This window comes from Campylobacter sp. IFREMER_LSEM_CL2090, assembly GCF_025771865.1.
Lineage (GTDB): Bacteria > Campylobacterota > Campylobacteria > Campylobacterales > Campylobacteraceae > Campylobacter_D > Campylobacter_D lari_D.
In genome coordinates this window covers 48,687-66,006 of record NZ_JAKMRA010000005.1, presented here as the reverse complement: position 1 = coordinate 66,006, position 17,320 = coordinate 48,687, and the positions used below count along the sequence as shown (strand labels likewise).

Below are 17,320 nucleotides of genomic sequence, written 5' to 3'. Positions count from 1 at the left end.
TACTAAATAAAGGTTAGATTATGAAAGTTATGGTGATACAAGGACCAAACATTAATATGCTTGGTGTAAGAGAAACTCACATTTATGGTAATATGAAAATGGAAGATATCCACGAGCAAATGAAACAAGCCGCAAAACAAGCTAATGTGGAGATTGAGTTTTTTCAAAGTAATTTTGAAGGTGAGTTAGTTGATAAAATTCAAGAATGCTTAGGCAGTGTAGATGGAGTGATTATTAATCCAGCTGCTTATGCACACACTTCTATAGCAATCCGCGATGCAATTGCAGCGATTAATATGCCTGTGATTGAAGTGCATATTAGCAATACTTACAGAAGAGAAGAATTCAGACAAAAAAGCATGATAGCGCCAGTTTGTGCAGGTAGCGTGGTAGGTTTTGGTCCTTTTGGTTATCATATGGCTCTAATGGGACTTTTCCAAATTTTTGATCAAATCAATGCATATAAAGCAGCTCAAGCAAAAGCACAACAAGCAAATCAATGAATTTTATCTTAAAAAACGAAAATGCACTTTTTTATGAGTGCGGCTATTCTTGCGATAATGCTTTATTTTTAAAACTTGAAGATAAAGCTTTTTTCATTACTGATGCAAGATATAGCTTTGAAGCTAGCGAAATGATAAAAAATGCTAAGGTAGTTTTAGCACAAGATCTTTTTGCTAGTGCTAGAGAGCTTTTAGAAGAAGCAGAAATTGATAGGGTGTGTTTTGACCCAAAAGACTTTAGCTATTTTGAATTTAAAGAACTTAGTAAAAGTGTTAATATCGTTTTTGAAGAAAAATTAGACTTAAGTAAAAATAAACGCATTATAAAAAATGCCAAGGAATTACAACTTTTGCAAAAGGCTGTAAATTTTGGTAAAGAATGCTTTGAAGAATTTGCTAAATTTATCAGCCAAGAAGGCCATGGAAAAAGCGAAAAAGAATTACATTTTAAAGCATGTGAAATTTTTCAAAAAAAAGGTGCTTTAGGACTTTCTTTTTCACCTATTGTAGCTATTAATGAAAACGCAGCTAAAGCACATGCTTTACCTAGTGATAAATGTTTAGAATATGGAGATTTGTTATTAGTTGATGCGGGTGTGGTTTATCAAAGGTATTGTTCTGATCGTACAAGAACGGCTTGTTTTGATGAGAATGGTATAGTTTTTGATAAAAATAAGCCAAATTTTAAAGATAAAGAAATTATGCAAATTTATGAAGTGGTTAAGCAAGCTCAGCTTCAAGCTATAGAAAAAGCACGCGTTGGTATGAGATCAAGTGAGCTTGATTTTATCGCAAGAGAAGTGATTAAAAACGCAGGTTTTGAAAAAGAATTTATTCATAGCTTAGGGCATGGAGTGGGACTTGATATACATGAGTTGCCAAATATTAGTCCAAGAAGTGATTATGAGCTAAAAGAAGGTATGGTATTTACCATTGAACCTGGAATTTATATCAAAGATAAACTTGGCATTAGGATAGAAGATATGGTCTATCTTGATAAAGAAAAGGCAGTGGTGTTATAACTTGCTGATTAAAGGGGCTAGAAGGTTAGAAAAAATTCGTTTTTTTCCTTTTTATTCAAAGACTGATAAAAAAGGAAAATACATAGCCATTATAGGACTTGGAAGCAATATAGAAGATGAAAAAAAACGCTTTCGGAGTTTATTTAGGCTTTTAATGCAAGATAAACGCTTGCAAGTATTGCAAACATCGCCATTTTTGATTAATAAAGCTTTTGGCTTTGAAGAGCAAAAAGACTTTACTAATGCAGTGATGGTTGTAAGCACAAGTTTGCATGCAAGAGCACTTTTAAAAGTTTTGTTTTTTTATGAGTTTAAATTCAAAAGAAAAAGAACTTTTAAAAATGCTCCTAGAACGCTTGATTTAGATTTGTTGTATTTTTCAAAAAAAGCGCGTAAAGATGAGTATTGCATAGTGCCTCATGTGGGGGTAAATGATAGAATTAGCGTAACTTTGCCTTTGGGCTTGTTAAGATAAGGAAAAATATGGGACAATTGATTCATACTTTTACGGTTGAAAGCACAGATGAGATTATACCTAAGGTCAAGCAAGATTATGGCGATAAGGCTTTGATAGTAACTAATAAGCAAATTCGTCCAAAAACTATCAATCAAAAGCCTTTGTATGAGGTTATAGTGGCGATTGAAGAAGCTGATTATGAAGAGCATTTAAAACAAAATAATTTGCCTATGCCACCAAAGAAAAAACCAAATACAGCAAGTTTTCCTGAGGCTAAAATTCAAGCTTCAAAACTTGAAGATGAAAAAAAAGAAGAAGATGTAGTGCTTGATTTTTCTTCAAAAGCTAAGCAAAAACCTATTAATCCTTATTTAAATACAAGCAAAAAAGATGATAATTTTTTAAATTTAAAAAACAAGCTTTCTCAGGTTAGCTCAGAAATTAGCAAGGTTTCAAACTATCAAGATTTTTCTATGCCAAATCCAAATTATGATAAAAAAATTGAAGCCTTTGAAAAACAAATGAACAAGCTTAATGATAAAATGAATTTGCTTGTGGATATGATGTGGGATGATAAGGCAGATTTACGCAAAGAATTAGCTATACCGCCTGAGTTTGCAAGTATTTATAAGCAAGCTAAAGCAAGTGGTATGCAAGAAGCGCATTTAGAAGCGATTATGAAAGCGACTATTGAAAATATGCCAAGCACTATGAAAGCAAATCAAGAAGCAGTGCAAAGGTATTTTTACTCACTTTTGCGTAATATGCTTCCATGTCGTTTAGAAAGTGAAATTAAAAAGCAAAAAATTATGATGTTAGTAGGCCCAACAGGAGTGGGTAAAACTACTACTTTAGCTAAACTTGCTTTTCGCTATGCTTATGGAGATAGACGCTATAAAACCGGTATTATAACTCTTGATACTTATAGAATAGGTGCAGTAGAGCAACTTTTTCAATATGCTAAGATGATGAAGCTTCCTATCATTGATAGTATAGAGCCAAATGACTTAGATGATGCGATTAGAAGTTTAAATACTTGTGAGGTTATTTTAGTAGATACAACCGGAAATTCACAGTATGATAAGGCAAAACTTGAAAAAACAAAAGAATTTTTATCGCATTCTAATGCACAAATTGATGTGAATTTAGTACTTTCAGCAAATACAAAATATGAAGATTTATTAGAAACTTATAATAATTTTTCATTTTTAAATATAGACACTTTAATCATTACAAAATTTGATGAAACAAAAGTATTTGGAAATGTGTTTTCTTTGCTTTATGAAACTAGCACTCCGATGAGCTTTTTTTCCATAGGTCAAGAAGTACCTGATGATATAGAAGTAGCAAATAGTGACTTTTTGGTGCGTTGTGTGTTAGAAGGTTTTAGAAGGGATGAAAATGAGTAATCAAGCAGAAAAATTAAAAGATCTAGTAAAAAATGAAAACTCAAATGTAAAACATACCCATTTTATCGCAGTTACTAGCGGTAAAGGTGGGGTTGGAAAAAGTACTTTTAGTGCAAATTTGGGCAACATCCTAGCTAAAAATGGATATAAAGTAGGGCTTTTTGATGCAGATATAGGGCTTGCAAATTTAGATGTGATTTTAAATGTGCGTGTAGAAAAAAACCTTTTACATGTTTTAAAAGGTGAATGCTCACTAGAAGATATTCTAATAGAAGTCAAGCCAAATTTATGGCTTATCCCAGGTGAGAGTGGCGATGAAATTTTAAAATACAATGATAAAAATATTTATGAGAGATTTTTAAATCAAACAAGTATTTTAGATGATTTAGACTTTTTAATCATTGATACAGGAGCAGGTATTGGTGGCAATATAGGGAATTTCTTAGAAATGTCTGATGAGGTTATTGTCATAACTGTACCTGATCCTGCCGCAATTACCGATGCTTATGCTACTATAAAAACTACTTCAAAGACTAAAGAGAATTTATTAATGGTATTTAATGTAGTTAGAAATGAAAATGAGGCTTTAAGAATTTTTGATAATATTAAAAAAGTAGCAGATATTAACATTAAGCATAATTTAAATTTAGAATTTTTAGGATTTTTAGGTCAAAGTAAAGATATTAGTTCTAGTATTAAAAAAAGAACTTTATTTAGCGATGATGATACTAATGCAAGTGATGAACTCAAAGCCATAGCTTCTAAGCTTTTGTATAGGTTGGAACAAAAAGTGCTTAATAATGTGGGAGATAAAAGCATTATGAGTTTTTTCAAAAAGCTTTTGGATCGTTTTTAGATTGAAGGAAAAAGATGAGACCAGAAAATTTTGTTGCTTTTTTTACTGTTTGTGGTTTTTTTATAGGATTAATGTTCACCATAGTTAATATAGAAGATGCAGTAGAGATAGTTGTATATACTTGTTTGATTACTTTTGTATTTTATGTGTTAATCCATATAGTAATTATGATTTTTGTAGATGCAAATAAAATTAGTGGTAGAAGCTTTAATAAAGAAAAATATGAAAATGAAAATAATAGCTTTATAGCAGAATTAGCTGCAAGAGAAAAGAAAATGGATTACTTGCTTGAAAAACTTCAAGAAGAGCGTGAAGACCTTAAAAAACTTGATAGCTCTTCAAAAAGAAAAGTAAAACATGCAGCCGCATAATGCTTATGCTTCTACGCTAAAAAAAGAACAAGATGACTTAGTCATCTCTTATATGCCCGCATTAAGAGCTATGGCTTTTAGACTTAAAGAGCGTTTGCCTGCAAGTATTGATGTAAATGATTTAATTAGTATTGGCGTAGAAGAGATGATTAAACTCTCGCGTCGCTATGATAAAGAACAAAATGACAATTTTTGGGGTTTTGCAAGAAAAAGAGTAAATGGAGCTATGCTTGATTATCTAAGAAGCCTTGATGTAATGAGTAGAAGCAATAGAAAAATCATCAAAGATATTGACGCTATTATAGATGAGTTTTACCAAGAAAATGAAAAAGAACCTGATGATGAGTATTTAGCACAAAGATTAAATTTAGAAGTAGAAAAGGTAAAAGAAGCAAGAGCAGCTCATGCTATATCGCTTGTTATGCCTTTAGATGAACAGCTAAATTGTTTTAATGATAGTAATATCATAGAACAAATAGAAAAAGAAGAATTAATAGAAAAAATCAACGCGGTTTTGGAAGAATTTAAAGAAAGAGAAAGGCTTGTGATACAGCTTTATTATTATGAAGAATTAAATTTAAAAGAAATTGCAGAGATTTTAGAGATTAGCGAGTCAAGAATTTCACAAATTCATAAGCGTTTGCTTAAGAAGATTAGAGAAAGGCTAGTTTAATGGCTGAAATACTTTCCCAAGAAGAAATTGATGCTCTTTTAGAAGTCGTTGATGATGATAGCGATGATAGTGCTGCTTCTTCAAAATTAGAAGAAATAGAAGATAAAAGAGATATTGTAGTATATGATTTTAAGCGTCCAAATAGGGTTTCAAAAGAACAACTTCGTTCTATTAAAGGAATTCATGATAAATTAGCTAGAAATCTTGCTTCGCAAATTTCATCTATGATGAGAAGTATAGTTGAGATTAAACTACACTCAGTTGATCAAATGACTTATGGTGAATTTTTGATGTCTTTACCTTCACCGACAAGTTTTAATGTTTTTTCTATTAAACCTTTAGATGGAAATTGTGTTTTAGAGATTAATCCAAGTATTGCTTTCCCTATGATAGATAGGCTTTTGGGTGGTCAAGGTGAAAGTTTTGACACCTTAAGAGAGCTTACAGAAATAGAACTTAACTTGCTTGATTCTATTTTGCGTATTATTATGCAAAGACTTAAAGAAAGTTGGATGAATGTTACGGAAATTTATCCAAGTGTTGAAGCAAAAGAATCAAGTCCAAATGTTGTGCAAATTGTTTCTCAAAATGAGATTGTTATCATGGTGGTAATGGAGATTATCATAGGAAATTCAAGTGGTATGGTAAATATATGCTATCCAGTTGTGCATTTGGAAAGTATTTTGAGCCGTTTAGCAAATCGTGATATTATGATGGGTGAAACTTCGGCTAAAAAGTCAAGAAACAAAGAACTTAAAACTTTGATCGGTCGTGCTGAAGTGATTTATGAAGCTATGCTTGGTAAAACTTTTATCAATGTAAATGAATTTTTAGATTTAAAACAAGGAGATATTTTAAAACTTGATAGAAGTGCAGATGATAAAGCTATAGTAGCCATAGATAAAAAAGAAGTATTTTTAGCTCAAGTAGGACTTCATAGATTTAGAAAGTCGATTAAAATCTTAGAACTTATTAAAACTGATAAAGATGAGATTAAAGAAATGCTTGAAAAATATGAAGATGAAAGAAGAGCAAAGGCAAATTCTTATGATGAAAATGAAGAGTTAGAAGAGGAAGAAGATGATCAATGATTTTTTAGGCATATTTGTCAACGAGTGCATAAGCACAATAGAAGGCTTAACAGGGAAAAGTGCTGAATTTAGCGAGTATTATGAGTATGATGTAAATTCTCAAGATTCTATGACTCCGCCATTAGTTAGTGCTACTTTTAGTGTCAATAATGAGATGAAAATCAAAATCTTAGCAAGTGCGGTTTTAATGAGTGCAATTGGTGAGTGGATGATGGGAGAAGAAGAAATCTCTAAAAATAGTGAGCTAAATGAAGATGAAATGGACGCGGCTAAAGAAGCTATACAAAATATCATTTCAGCATTTTCTACAACCTTAGGTGCACAAAAAGAAATTCCAAAAATGGAATTTAGTTTAGAAAATTGTGAATTTGTTGCAGATAGTCTAGAACTTGGCGGCTTTCATAAAATATATTTATATAATGTAAAAATAGCTGATTTAGAAGAGAAAATTTCCTTAGTATTTGATGAGAAAATTTATAAAGTTTTAACTAAAACTGATTTAGAAGAAATTGTTACAACTCATGAAGAGCATACTCAAGACCATAAAACCTTAGCAAGCGTTGAAGAGTTAAGAAATATCGGCTTGATTATGGATGTGCGTTTGCCTATAAGAGTGCGTATTGGTAGTAAAAAAATGCTTTTAAAGGATGTTTTAACTATGGACATAGGTTCAGTTATCGAGCTTGATCAATTAGCTAATGATCCTTTAGAAATTTTAATAGGTGATAAAAAGATTGCCTATGGGGAAGTAGTTATCGTAGATGGAAATTTTGGAGTACAAATTACTGAGATTGGCTCTAAAAAAGAAAGATTAGAGCAATTAAGATGAAAAATTAGTTCTCTAATCAAAAAACAATAAAAATCAATATAAGCTAAAAGGCTTAAAATCAAAATGTAAAGATTTTGGAGTGTTTAGCTTGAAAGGTTTTAACTCTTTTTTAGGAGCAACAATTAAAGCATAACCGCCTTTATTGTATCTATCCCAAATGCTAAAAATTGACTTTTAGAGCTTATGTATTCTCCATGGCTTGGATCAAGCACTTGTAAATAATTCCCCTTGTGATTAATAATTACCACAAAATGTGGGAAGCGTGGGTTATCTTCAATTTTTACAAGCATTGGAATATTTACAAGCTTGTCTAAGCTTTCTCTATTGATTTGGTATGAATTGCTTTCATAACCTAGCTTTTTAACCGCATCGTTTAAATCTGCAAAGCTTACCATATCCGTATAAAGCTTTTGTCCGCTCATGGTTTGTAAAAGTTTAAGCTCATCAAACTTTTTATCATCAAGCATATTGATTAAAGTTGCCAAAGATGAAGCCCCGCAAGATTGCTCGTAAGTTTGTCTTATTACTCTTTCGTTTTTAATTTCTTGATAAGACTTGACTACCCATTCTGCTTTTGCATTCAAAGAAAGAATGGATAAAAATAATAAAATTTTTAAAATTTTCTCCATAAGCTTATCCCAAATATACTATCAGGCGAAGCAGAACTTCCCCTATAAGTAGAACCTAAACTTAAAGTTGGAATAGAACGCACTTCAGAATTTTGATAGCCATTGATTTTTTGCTCGGTTTGAAATCTTTGCTCTGCTCCTAAATCTAAAGTAATCTTAGGACTTAGAATGATAGATAAATCCCCACCCACATAAATACTATTTCCATACTCTATTTAAGGGTTTTAAATTTTCTTGATTGATTATAACCAAAACCGGTATAAATGCTATATACAACAGGGTCGCTATATCCCCTTAAACTAGCTTGTAAGCTTTGTGATTTTAGATAAAAGTTTTTGGTTTGATTGATTGCTTTTTCTCTTTGAACGACTGCAGTTTGAAAGGTAATTTGTGGAATTAAGTCTGCAATGCTATCTCCTGTATAAATAAAACCTAGCCAAAGATTATCAAATCCTATACGATTTTTATTTTCAAAATCCCCCGCAAGAAAATTCCTATATTCTTGTCTTGCATAACTCCCTCCTCCTGACACAAGTATATCGAACTTGGGTGTTAGGGTATAAATAAAAGTTTGAGTTAAAAATACTTGTTTTGTATCATTCCAAATTGTAGGATCTCCACCTACAATGATGTTAGGATAAAGTGCATAAGAATTTGCATTTCCTGTACTAAGCAAAGAAAAGCTTGTGATACTTCTTAAGCCTATTTGCTTTTTAAATAAACTGTCTATACTTAGTTCATCACTAGCAAAAATACAACTAAGTAAAACCATAAATGTTAAGAAAATCTTTTTCATTGTTACCTTTCTAAATATTTTTAGATTTTTTCCATTAAAACAATAAATGTTTCAAATAACAAATTGATTTTAATATGTAATTTGTGATATTCTTTAAAAAAGAGTAAAAATAGCTAAAAAAGGAAGTTATGTTAAAGAAGTTAGCAGGTTCTTTGATTTTAGGTTCTTTGTTAGTAAGTTCTGCTTTTGCTGGGGATTTTTTAGCTAAAGTTAGTAATGGTGCTTTAAGTGATAATTCTCAAGGCGTAAAAGTTCTAAATGTAGATGAGATGAAACAAGTTAAGGGTGGGTATTTAGTCGGTTTTAAATTTTTTAAAGATCGTCCAAATTTAATTTCAGAAGTTTATGCAATTGCAGATTTTTCAGAATACGAACTTAGCAATCTTAACAAGGGTCTATGTGGTGCAGGAGATGAAAAATGCTCAAACCCTAGTAGAGATAGATTAATTTCTTGGTTGCAAGCGAGTGCTAATTCTCCTGCTGAATATCGTCCTGTATATAAGGTAAAAAGACAAATAAAATACTCAAATTTAGGACAGCCTTATGTTTTATTTACTTATGGAGTCGGTGTTTATAATGTAAAGAATGGACAAATATATCAATATAATTCTAGTCCTATGTTAAATAATAATACAATCATGAGAGAAATTGCTTATAAATATCAAAATTCTATACAAGATGCCATGGGTGGTTGGAATCCAAGATTATTTTAATAAAATATCATAAAAAAAGGGTTTTCTATGGTAAATTTTGATACTCAATATACAAATATTAATTATCTAAGCAATAACACGAACAATAAAAAATCTGTGCTTAAAAACGATGATAATTATTTTAATTCCGTGATAAAAAAATTTAATTTCTCTGAAAAAACCAAAGAAGAACAAGGGTATAATGGATCTCCTGATGTAAAAAAAGTAGAAAACTCTTTATATAAAAGATATATGGAAGATAAACTAAGCAAGGATGAAATAAAAATACTTAATAAATTTGGCACAGACTATCTTACAGAAGGCGTAGATTTGTCCGCACTTCATAAACGAAAAGTTGATCTTTTAAAAACTCTTACAAGTATGAATGAATTTGAGAAAATATGGGGTGCTGAAAGGGCACAAAGAGAAAAACAATTTTTTAATGAACTTGGTAAGTCACTTACTCAAGAAGATATAGATAGGTTCTTAGCTAATAAAAACAATCAAAAAGAAGATAAAGAAAAACCCTTTAAACCTATACAAGCAGAAAGCAAAAACAAAGAAACTTACAAAGATGATAATAAAATGAATGAGCTTGTAAAAAAACTATTAGAAGATAAATTTAGTACAAGCGATGAGTTGAAAATTCTTTTTGGTGTTAAAATAGATGTAAAGATTTAAATAATAACGAATTTACTAAAATCTTTTCATAATTAAGTGTGTATAATATATAAAAGTGTGAATTTGAAAGTTTAGAAATTTAAAAAAATCTAATTTAATGCAGTTTGCAAAAGAAAATTATTTAAAAATTACATAAAAGATTATTATAAAAATTTAGCTAGAATGGAATTTATTTTAACTAAAGGTTATAAAATGAATGAAAAAATAATCCAAGATTTAGAAAAATTTGCTAACATGCCAAACCTAAAAAATGCTATAACTTTTTTTGGTTCTGCAAGATTAAAAGAAGACAATGAGTATTGTATTTTGGCTTCAAAATTAGCTCAAAAGTTAGCTGATGAGGGTTATAGCATCATCAGTGGTGGTGGCGGTGGTATTATGCAAGCTGCAAATTACGGGGCTATGCAAAGTCAAGCTTCGCACTTGAAATCTTTTGGATTTAATATACATTTACCATTTGAGCAAAAAGCAAATGACTTTTTAGAGTATAATATCACTTTTAAGAGCTTAGCCATTCGCAAAATGGCTCTTATCCAAAAGAGTCTAGCTTTTGTGATTTTCCCAGGCGGCTTTGGAACATTAGATGAATTTTTTGAAATTCTTACTCTTAAGCAACTTAGTTTTAAAAAAGATGTTCCTATTATTTTAGTTGGGCAAAAATTTTGGCAACCTCTTGATGAATTTATCAAAACTTCTTTACTAGAACTTGGAACTATATCTAAAAATGATGAGTTAAAGTATAGTATAAGTGATGATTTAGATGAAATTATAAGAATGATAAAGGAAAAAGATGAAAATTCTTGTTGCAATGAGTGGGGGTGTAGATAGCACTGTAACTGCTTATAGGTTAAAGCAAGCAGGACATGAGATTATAGGTTGTTATATGAAGCTTCATGGAAAAGCTAATTATCATGAAGAAAATATACAAAAAGTTGAAAAAGTTGCTAAATTTTTAGACATCAAATATCATATTTTAGACTTACAAGAAGATTTTAAAAATCAAGTTTATATGCCTTTTGTTAATACCTACAAAGAAGGAAAGACGCCAAATCCTTGTGCTTTGTGTAATCGCTTTATTAAGCTTGGCAAGCTTTTAGAATTTGCTAAGAGTTTGGGTTGTGAGAAATTAGCCACAGGTCATTATGCAAGGATAGAAAATGGTTTGATTAAAATTGCAGTTGATGAGAGTAAGGATCAAAGCTATTTTTTAGCAAATGCAGAGAAAGAGGCTTTGGAATATTTGATTTTCCCTCTTGGAGAGATGAGAAAAGAAGATGTGAAAAAATTTGCTTCTACAATCGATGTTTTAAAATCTTTTGCAATACAAAAGGAAAGTTCTGAAATTTGTTTTGTGGAAGATACTTATGTGCAAGTTTTAGATCAGTTTATGGATACCAAAATTCCAGGTATTGTAAGAGATAGTAGTGGTAAAGAAGTAGGAAAACACGAAGGTTATATGCACTATACCATAGGTAAAAGAAGAGGTTTTGAGGTACGCGGGGCTCATGAGCCACATTTTGTGTTAAAAATTGATCCTAAAAAAAATGAAATCATAGTAGGTAAAAAAGAAGAACTTAAGATAAGTGAATTTAACCTTGATAATATTAATTTATTTATCGATGCTAAAGAGCTAGATTGTGAAGTAAAAATACGCTATAGATCAAGATCGACCCCATGTAAAGTTTTGATTAATGAAGATAAAAGTGCAAAAATCATCTTACAAGAGCCTGTTTATGGGCTTGCCAGCGGACAAATGGCGGTATTTTACGATAAAGATTTGGTTCTTGCAAGCGGATTTATTAAATAAAAAAGCTAAAGGGTTGCACCCCTTTGGCGTTGCACCCTTTATACTAACTTTTTTTTAAAAATTAAAATTATTTTATTGTAATAAAAAATAAGAAAATTGTAGTTGAGGTTTTTCTAAGATAGATTAGGCAAATCTTATCTTAGAAAAATTATATTGCATTTGATAGGTTGATCTTATTCAGTCATATCAACAATTGTTCCACGATCTTCACATCTTTCTTTATTCCATTTTCTTGTATCACATGCTCCATAAACTATTTCATGTTTATTCAAATCGCCATTTTTATAGTTGATATAAACAACATCGCCATATTCTATTTCGCCTTTTGCAACATCTCCTAGCAATCCATCTTGTTCTATTTTAATACCTTCAAAATCTTCAGCTACTTCAGGGTGTTTTTCTTTTAAAGCATTTAAATCAACATCTTTAAGGCTTTTTATCACAACATTAGAGCCATAATCTTTTTTTAAAGTTTTAATGAATAAATCATAACCACCTTTAGAACCTCTACTTGAATCATATTTATAATCTACTCCATTAGTACATGCTATAAAAGAAATTAATGCTAAAGCACCAAACATTGTTTTTTTAATCATTTTTTATCCTTTTAGTTTTAGTTTGCAAAGTTTATCATAAATGAAGTTAAATCAAAAAATTACGGAGCTAAAATATCTCCATAATGCTTATATCAAACCATAAAAGATCAAATTTAAGTAAAATTCCATAAATCACTGCACTAAATAATCCTGCGAAAATTCCTGCTAAAACATCATCTAGCATTACACCCAAACCACCTTTAGTTTTTTTGTCAATTTTACCTATGATAGAAGGTTTTGTGATATCAAAAAATCTAAATAAAACAAAAGAAAGCAAAAAAGTAAAAACACTCTGTCCGCAAATTGCCAAGGCTAAAAATACCCCAACAACTTCATCTATTACAATATGCTTATCATCGTGTATGCCTGTTTGTTTTTCATATTGATCGATGATTTTTATAGAGATTAAAAAAAGTAAAATTGCAAGCAAGATCAAAGTTCCTATGCCCAAATACCTTAAAATAAAAAAAGCAGGGATTAGCGCTGCTATCGTGCCAAAAGTTCCTGGAGCTTTATTAACACTACCTGAATAAAAAAAAGTTAAAAATAATTTTTGCATGATTACACCATATATGACATTTGATGAAGTTTTATAAGTTGCTCATAAAATTCTTTATCGCTTCGATACTCTAAAATACCATGTGTAGGGAAAAGATTACTATAGATATTTTGTTTATTATGAAAGCGATTTGGGAAAAGCTCAGATAAAATCAAAGCTGAAATTTCTCTTCTTATAAAAACTGCTGGTGGAATGATACCAAGTCTAAGTAAATTTTTTAAAGAATCACCATGGTATTTCATATGATGATGAGCTCCATGGGGACATGATTTGGTACTTACTACCATTTTACATTCATCACAAAATACAAATTCAGGAAGTATGGTAACTTCTATATTATAATCTTTTGCAAAATCATCAAGCACGGTAAAGGTTCTGTTTTGATTAAAATACATCCCAAGTCCTGCATGATTTTGTCCTACAAAAAGTTTATTGCAATCAAAACTTTTAGCCAAAGCACACTCAAGCACAGGGTTTAAATGCGAGGCAAAAATTTTGATATTATGTAAAGGTATAAGTAAAACCCTAGAAGATGGTAAGTAATTTTGCGCAAAAACATCAAAACAACGCTTTTTGAGTTTTAAGCTCAATCCGTTGTTTTCATAGGATTCTATAAGGAAAATAATCACTAAATCAGATTGTTCTATAGCCCATCTTAAAATTCTCTCATGTGCTCTATGAAAAGGATCAAAACTTGAAACAATGGCTGTGATATTAGAAGGATTTAATCTTTTTTTGATTTTTTCAAAATCTTCTTTAATGGCTTTGATATTATTGTGATAAATTTCAAATTCGCCACTTATACAAATTTTTCCAAAATCTTGGATCAAGCAAGCATTAGGTCTAAAAATATCATTGCTATTTTTATCATTTTCAAATTTGCTTTCTAAAATGATATGTCCTATGGGTTTATCATTGCAAATAAAGTCTATTTTATCGCCAACTTTTGCATTTTCTAAAGCAGTATTATTTTCTTTTGTACTTGCAGGTGCAAAGGTGAGAGTATAAGGAATTTTTTGTTTATGTATCATTCCTGTGGCTATAACTTCATCTCTTTCTTTTTGATTCATTAATTTTGTAAAAGAACCAAAAACTCCTTCTTTGATAAAACATAAAACTTCGTATTCTTCTTCTGAGATTGTAATACTATTTTTTCTTTGTAATGCCATATTTTTTCCTTTTTTCCCATAAAGATTTTCTAGAAATTCCTAATTTTTTTGACAAATCTGTATCAGGAAAGACATTTTGATAACTAATGATAATATGTTTAACATAATCATCAATAGTTAAAATTCCATTACTTTCGAAGTTTTTCTCATCCTCACCCAGTTCTAAAATTTGAAAATCACTATGTTCAACATTTGTACTTGTATGTATAATAACAGCTTTTTTTAAAGCAAGGTTTAACACTTTTTCTTTGTCTGATGATTTTAGAGTTTGGAAATTTACAAGATAGTATAAACAATTATCTTTAAAGATTTTATCTAAATTTTGTTGATGTGAAAGATCTATATAAATATTTGCGACATTATGCTCATTGGTATAGTTAAATACAAAATGATCTGCAAAATTTTGATTATTAGTTTTTAAAATCAAAGGCAATTTGAATTTTTTATAATCAAAAGTTGGTAGTTTAGCTGTCTCAAATTTATGTTTTAAATAAGACTGATAAGTATGATTTAAAATATTTATTTTCTTAAATTCTTGAAAATGTTTGATTTTTCGCGTTAATTCTTCTATCATAAAAGGCTTTTGTATATAATCACTCGCACCGGCTTTTAGTGGCGCTAAAACTGTATCTGAGCTTATATAAGATATAAGTAAAATAATAATTTTATGCTTAAAAATTTCTACAATATGTTCAAAATTAGCCATACTAGTAGAAAGCAAAATGATTTCATAATCATGATGAGCAAGCTCATTAACATTTGCAATAATATCACAATCATAACCTATAGAATTAAGTTTTGAACCTATGCTTTGGGCTAAATAAAATTCATTTTCTACTATTAAAACTTTCATAATTTCATCCAATCAAAATATTTTAAATTCGCACTTACTAAAACAGCAATTCCTTCTTTTCTTCCTACAAAACCTAAATGCTCTGTGGTGGTGGCTTTGATATTGATTTTATTTGGTGTTACTTTTAATATTTTGGCTATATTAAAAGCAATATCTTCTTTAAAATCTTTCATCTTGGGCGTTTGTGCAATGATTGTAATATCAGCATTCACAAGCTCAAATCCATAATTTTGCACCAAAGTATAAGCATTTTGCAATAAAAGCATAGAATCTGCGTTTTTATATTGTATATCATTATCTGGAAAAAGTTCTCCAATATCTCCAAGTCCTGCTGCACCTAAAAGCGCATCAATTAGTGCATGAGCTAGCACATCTCCATCAGAATGAGCTTTCAAGCCCATATTTTCATGTACTTTTACTCCGCCTAAAAGTAAGGCTCTTTGCTCTCCAAATTCATGCACATCAAAGCCATTTCCATTAAAAATTTCCCAAGATGGTTTTGGTAAATTTAAGCTTTTTAAATCTTCTTTAAAGGTAATTTTTTTAGCTAACTCATCACCTTGTACATACCAAATCTTACCACCAATAGCTTGTATTGCTGTGCTATCATCGGTAAAATTTGCATTTTGCTCTAAAGCTTTTTTGAGCATACTTGTGCGCGAAAGTTGAGGGGTTTGTATGAGTTTTATTTTATCTCTGTCGATAACTTCTTGAGCATAAATTGCTGTATCGCTTACTTTTAAAACAGGTGTAATACAATCTGCTTTATCGTAATTTTCTATAATATTATTAAAAAGGTTTTTAGAAATCAAAACCCTTGCGACATCGCTAACTAAAACATATTCACTTTGTACTAAATTTAAAGCATTAAGTAATGATTGTGCTCTTGTATTACCGCCTTTAACAAAATGATACTCAGGTGCAAATCTTTTCATATAAGAAATATTACCAGAAGTAACAATTACTTGTTTAAAAGGGTAAAAAGAACTTAAATTTTTAGTTGCATAAAGCCATAATGGATGTTCACCTAGTCTTAAAAACTGCTTTTTTACTGGAGCATTAAATCTTGATGACTCCCCTGCTGATAGCATAATCAAGGAAATATCTAACATTTGTTACACCTTAATTTTTTATTAATGTTACGATATTATACACCATAAAAGCCAAAATTTATATTTAAGTTAGTAGAATTAATCATTTTAAACAACAAGGAGAAAAATTGAAGGAAAAAATCGAAGAAAGACTAAAACAAGTTATATATCCGGGATTTAAAAAAGATATAGTAAGTTTTGGTTTTGTAAAAAAGATTGATTTGAATGAAAAACAAGCTCATATTGTAGTTGAAATCGTTTCGGCTAATGCTCAAATTGCACAAGAACTTAGACTAAACATTGCAAATGTTTTAAAAGATTTAAATTTAGAGCTTAATTTAGAAATCATACAGCCAAAAATTCCTGAAGAAAAAAGCAATTCAAGAAGTGGTAAAAATATCGCTCCACAAATTAAAAATTTCCTTATGATTTCAAGTGGAAAAGGTGGGGTAGGTAAAAGTACTACAACTTTAAATTTAGCGATTTCTTTGGCTAAAATGGGTAAAAGGGTAGGGCTTTTGGACGCAGATATTTATGGGCCAAATATACCAAGAATGCTAGGTGAGAGTAAAAGCAAACCTGAAATTGTAGGTCAAAAAATTCGTCCTATTTTATCTCATGGAGTTTATATGATGAGTATGGGTGTGTTGATAGAAGAAGGTAAGGGTTTAATGTGGCGTGGCTCTATGATCATGAAAGCGATTGAACAACTTTTAGCTGATGTGCTTTGGCCTGAACTTGATGTATTATTGCTTGATATGCCTCCAGGAACAGGTGATGCGCAAATTACCCTAGCTCAAAGCGTGCCAGTGAGTGCGGGTGTGTGTGTAAGTACTCCTCAAGTAGTGTCTTTAGATGATAGCAAAAGAGCGCTAGATATGTTTGAAAAATTGCACATTCCTGTTGCAGGTATTATAGAAAATATGAGTGGCTTTTTATGTCCTGATAATGGTAAAGAATATGATATCTTTGGTAAAGGCACCACAGAAGAAATGGCAAAAGCTTATAAGTGTGAAGTTTTAGCTCAAATTCCTATCGAAATGAGTGTAAGAGAAGGTGGAGATAGCGGTAAGCCTGTAAGTTTTTATATGCCTGAGAGTGTAAGTTCAAAAAGATATTTACAAGCTGCTGAAAAAATCTGGGAATTTATAGAAAAGGTTAATCAAGAAGGTAAAGTAGATAATTCAGCTATTCAACCTATAATGAATGGCAAAAGCGCGTGCTCGCAATAAGGAG

General features: G+C 30.5%; 19 protein-coding genes and 2 pseudogenes. 14 read left to right on the top strand and 7 right to left on the bottom strand.

The annotated features are described in order from the left end of the window. The first annotated feature begins 20 nt into the window (after nt 1-20). Genes aroQ through fliY form a run of 9 tightly spaced genes read left to right on the top strand, consistent with a single transcriptional unit; the run spans nt 21 to nt 7,211 of the window. The gene (aroQ, locus tag L8V85_RS04055) at nt 21-503 is read left to right on the top strand and encodes a type II 3-dehydroquinate dehydratase (RefSeq protein WP_133319632.1); all 483 of its coding nucleotides are present in this window, start codon (nt 21-23) and stop codon (nt 501-503) included. Next, a complete protein-coding gene (locus L8V85_RS04050) occupies nt 500-1,525 on the top strand; it encodes a M24 family metallopeptidase (RefSeq protein WP_263737511.1) in 1,026 nt (341 codons plus the stop codon). Before aroQ ends, L8V85_RS04050 begins: the two co-directional genes overlap by 4 nt. 1 nt (nt 1,526) lies before the next feature. Next, entirely contained in the window at nt 1,527-2,000 is a 474-nt protein-coding gene (gene folK, locus L8V85_RS04045) for a 2-amino-4-hydroxy-6-hydroxymethyldihydropteridine diphosphokinase (RefSeq protein ID WP_133319630.1), read from the top strand. 8 nt (nt 2,001-2,008) lie between these two features. Further along, the gene (flhF, locus tag L8V85_RS04040) at nt 2,009-3,391 is read left to right on the top strand and encodes a flagellar biosynthesis protein FlhF (protein ID WP_133319629.1); all 1,383 of its coding nucleotides are present in this window, start codon (nt 2,009-2,011) and stop codon (nt 3,389-3,391) included. Next, a complete protein-coding gene (gene flhG, locus L8V85_RS04035; protein ID WP_133319628.1) occupies nt 3,384-4,247 on the top strand; it encodes a flagella biosynthesis ATPase FlhG in 864 nt (287 codons plus the stop codon). Before flhF ends, flhG begins: the two co-directional genes overlap by 8 nt. Before the next feature lie 14 nt (nt 4,248-4,261). Continuing rightward, the gene (locus tag L8V85_RS04030; protein ID WP_133319627.1) at nt 4,262-4,618 is read left to right on the top strand and encodes a hypothetical protein; all 357 of its coding nucleotides are present in this window, start codon (nt 4,262-4,264) and stop codon (nt 4,616-4,618) included. Continuing rightward, a complete protein-coding gene (locus L8V85_RS04025; protein ID WP_133319626.1) occupies nt 4,605-5,291 on the top strand; it encodes an RNA polymerase sigma factor FliA in 687 nt (228 codons plus the stop codon). Before L8V85_RS04030 ends, L8V85_RS04025 begins: the two co-directional genes overlap by 14 nt. Then, on the top strand, nt 5,291-6,382 hold the full coding sequence (gene fliM, locus L8V85_RS04020; RefSeq protein ID WP_133319625.1) for a flagellar motor switch protein FliM: 1,092 nt from the start codon (nt 5,291-5,293) through the stop codon (nt 6,380-6,382). The genes L8V85_RS04025 and fliM overlap by 1 nt, the downstream gene beginning before the upstream one ends. Next, nucleotides 6,372-7,211: a flagellar motor switch protein FliY gene (fliY, locus tag L8V85_RS04015; RefSeq protein ID WP_133319624.1), complete on the top strand. Its 840-nt coding sequence runs from the start codon at nt 6,372-6,374 to the stop codon at nt 7,209-7,211. The genes fliM and fliY overlap by 11 nt, the downstream gene beginning before the upstream one ends. 33 nt (nt 7,212-7,244) lie before the next feature. On the opposite strand, the pseudogene L8V85_RS04010 reads toward fliY, so the two are convergent. Both L8V85_RS04010 and L8V85_RS04005 read right to left on the bottom strand, forming a co-directional pair. Beyond that, a pseudogene (locus L8V85_RS04010) lies at nt 7,245-7,840 on the bottom strand (C39 family peptidase). After that, nucleotides 7,825-8,636, bottom strand: a pseudogene (locus L8V85_RS04005) (hypothetical protein). The pseudogenes L8V85_RS04010 and L8V85_RS04005 overlap by 16 nt, the downstream one beginning before the upstream one ends. Before the next feature lie 128 nt (nt 8,637-8,764). Here L8V85_RS04005 and L8V85_RS04000 point away from each other — a divergent pair. From L8V85_RS04000 to mnmA, 4 genes are all read left to right on the top strand, one after another. Then, nucleotides 8,765-9,349, top strand: a complete 585-nt coding sequence (locus L8V85_RS04000; RefSeq protein WP_263737510.1) for a hypothetical protein — start codon at nt 8,765-8,767, stop codon at nt 9,347-9,349. Between the two features lie 27 nt (nt 9,350-9,376). Further along, entirely contained in the window at nt 9,377-10,009 is a 633-nt protein-coding gene (locus L8V85_RS03995) for a hypothetical protein (protein ID WP_263737509.1), read from the top strand. Nucleotides 10,010-10,201: 192 nt separating this feature from the next. Then, complete coding sequence (locus tag L8V85_RS03990; protein WP_263664779.1) at nt 10,202-10,837, top strand: TIGR00730 family Rossman fold protein; 636 nt, start codon at nt 10,202-10,204, stop codon at nt 10,835-10,837. Continuing rightward, complete coding sequence (mnmA, locus tag L8V85_RS03985; protein WP_263737508.1) at nt 10,800-11,816, top strand: tRNA 2-thiouridine(34) synthase MnmA; 1,017 nt, start codon at nt 10,800-10,802, stop codon at nt 11,814-11,816. Before L8V85_RS03990 ends, mnmA begins: the two co-directional genes overlap by 38 nt. A 173-nt stretch (nt 11,817-11,989) precedes the next feature. Here mnmA and L8V85_RS03980 read toward each other — a convergent pair whose 3' ends face one another. From L8V85_RS03980 to L8V85_RS03960, 5 genes are all read right to left on the bottom strand, one after another. Continuing rightward, on the bottom strand, nt 11,990-12,412 hold the full coding sequence (locus tag L8V85_RS03980) for a hypothetical protein (RefSeq protein ID WP_263737507.1): 423 nt from the start codon (nt 12,410-12,412) through the stop codon (nt 11,990-11,992). A 67-nt stretch (nt 12,413-12,479) separates the two neighbouring features. Then, nucleotides 12,480-12,971, bottom strand: a complete 492-nt coding sequence (locus L8V85_RS03975) for a phosphatidylglycerophosphatase A (protein ID WP_133319620.1) — start codon at nt 12,969-12,971, stop codon at nt 12,480-12,482. 2 nt (nt 12,972-12,973) lie between these two features. Beyond that, nucleotides 12,974-14,140: a sulfate adenylyltransferase gene (locus L8V85_RS03970; protein WP_133319619.1), complete on the bottom strand. Its 1,167-nt coding sequence runs from the start codon at nt 14,138-14,140 to the stop codon at nt 12,974-12,976. Then, complete coding sequence (locus tag L8V85_RS03965; protein WP_220566787.1) at nt 14,118-14,993, bottom strand: hypothetical protein; 876 nt, start codon at nt 14,991-14,993, stop codon at nt 14,118-14,120. Before L8V85_RS03965 ends, L8V85_RS03970 begins: the two co-directional genes overlap by 23 nt. Beyond that, a complete protein-coding gene (locus L8V85_RS03960) occupies nt 14,990-16,105 on the bottom strand; it encodes a bifunctional 2-C-methyl-D-erythritol 4-phosphate cytidylyltransferase/2-C-methyl-D-erythritol 2,4-cyclodiphosphate synthase (protein WP_133319617.1) in 1,116 nt (371 codons plus the stop codon). The genes L8V85_RS03965 and L8V85_RS03960 overlap by 4 nt, the downstream gene beginning before the upstream one ends. Before the next feature lie 107 nt (nt 16,106-16,212). Here L8V85_RS03960 and L8V85_RS03955 point away from each other — a divergent pair, with 107 nt between their 5' ends. Further along, nucleotides 16,213-17,316 (top strand): Mrp/NBP35 family ATP-binding protein, encoded by a 1,104-nt coding sequence (locus L8V85_RS03955; protein ID WP_133319616.1) that lies wholly within the window; start codon nt 16,213-16,215, stop codon nt 17,314-17,316. The last annotated feature ends 4 nt before the right edge of the window (nt 17,317-17,320 follow it).

Excerpts from the sequence above, each read along its gene's own strand:
- aroQ (WP_133319632.1), top strand. The coding sequence starts at position 21 with ATGAAAGTTATGGTGATACAAGGACCAAACATTAATATGCTTGGTGTA.
- L8V85_RS04050 (WP_263737511.1), top strand. The coding sequence starts at position 500 with ATGAATTTTATCTTAAAAAACGAAAATGCACTTTTTTATGAGTGCGGC.
- flhF (WP_133319629.1), top strand. The coding sequence starts at position 2,009 with ATGGGACAATTGATTCATACTTTTACGGTTGAAAGCACAGATGAGATT.
- flhG (WP_133319628.1), top strand. The coding sequence starts at position 3,384 with ATGAGTAATCAAGCAGAAAAATTAAAAGATCTAGTAAAAAATGAAAAC.
- L8V85_RS04030 (WP_133319627.1), top strand. The coding sequence starts at position 4,262 with ATGAGACCAGAAAATTTTGTTGCTTTTTTTACTGTTTGTGGTTTTTTT.
- L8V85_RS04025 (WP_133319626.1), top strand. The coding sequence starts at position 4,605 with ATGCAGCCGCATAATGCTTATGCTTCTACGCTAAAAAAAGAACAAGAT.
- fliM (WP_133319625.1), top strand. The coding sequence starts at position 5,291 with ATGGCTGAAATACTTTCCCAAGAAGAAATTGATGCTCTTTTAGAAGTC.
- fliY (WP_133319624.1), top strand. The coding sequence starts at position 6,372 with ATGATCAATGATTTTTTAGGCATATTTGTCAACGAGTGCATAAGCACA.
- L8V85_RS04000 (WP_263737510.1), top strand. The coding sequence starts at position 8,765 with ATGTTAAAGAAGTTAGCAGGTTCTTTGATTTTAGGTTCTTTGTTAGTA.
- L8V85_RS03995 (WP_263737509.1), top strand. The coding sequence starts at position 9,377 with ATGGTAAATTTTGATACTCAATATACAAATATTAATTATCTAAGCAAT.
- L8V85_RS03990 (WP_263664779.1), top strand. The coding sequence starts at position 10,202 with ATGAATGAAAAAATAATCCAAGATTTAGAAAAATTTGCTAACATGCCA.
- mnmA (WP_263737508.1), top strand. The coding sequence starts at position 10,800 with ATGAAAATTCTTGTTGCAATGAGTGGGGGTGTAGATAGCACTGTAACT.
- L8V85_RS03980 (WP_263737507.1), bottom strand. The coding sequence starts at position 12,412 with ATGATTAAAAAAACAATGTTTGGTGCTTTAGCATTAATTTCTTTTATA.
- L8V85_RS03975 (WP_133319620.1), bottom strand. The coding sequence starts at position 12,971 with ATGCAAAAATTATTTTTAACTTTTTTTTATTCAGGTAGTGTTAATAAA.
- L8V85_RS03970 (WP_133319619.1), bottom strand. The coding sequence starts at position 14,140 with ATGGCATTACAAAGAAAAAATAGTATTACAATCTCAGAAGAAGAATAC.
- L8V85_RS03965 (WP_220566787.1), bottom strand. The coding sequence starts at position 14,993 with ATGAAAGTTTTAATAGTAGAAAATGAATTTTATTTAGCCCAAAGCATA.
- L8V85_RS03960 (WP_133319617.1), bottom strand. The coding sequence starts at position 16,105 with ATGTTAGATATTTCCTTGATTATGCTATCAGCAGGGGAGTCATCAAGA.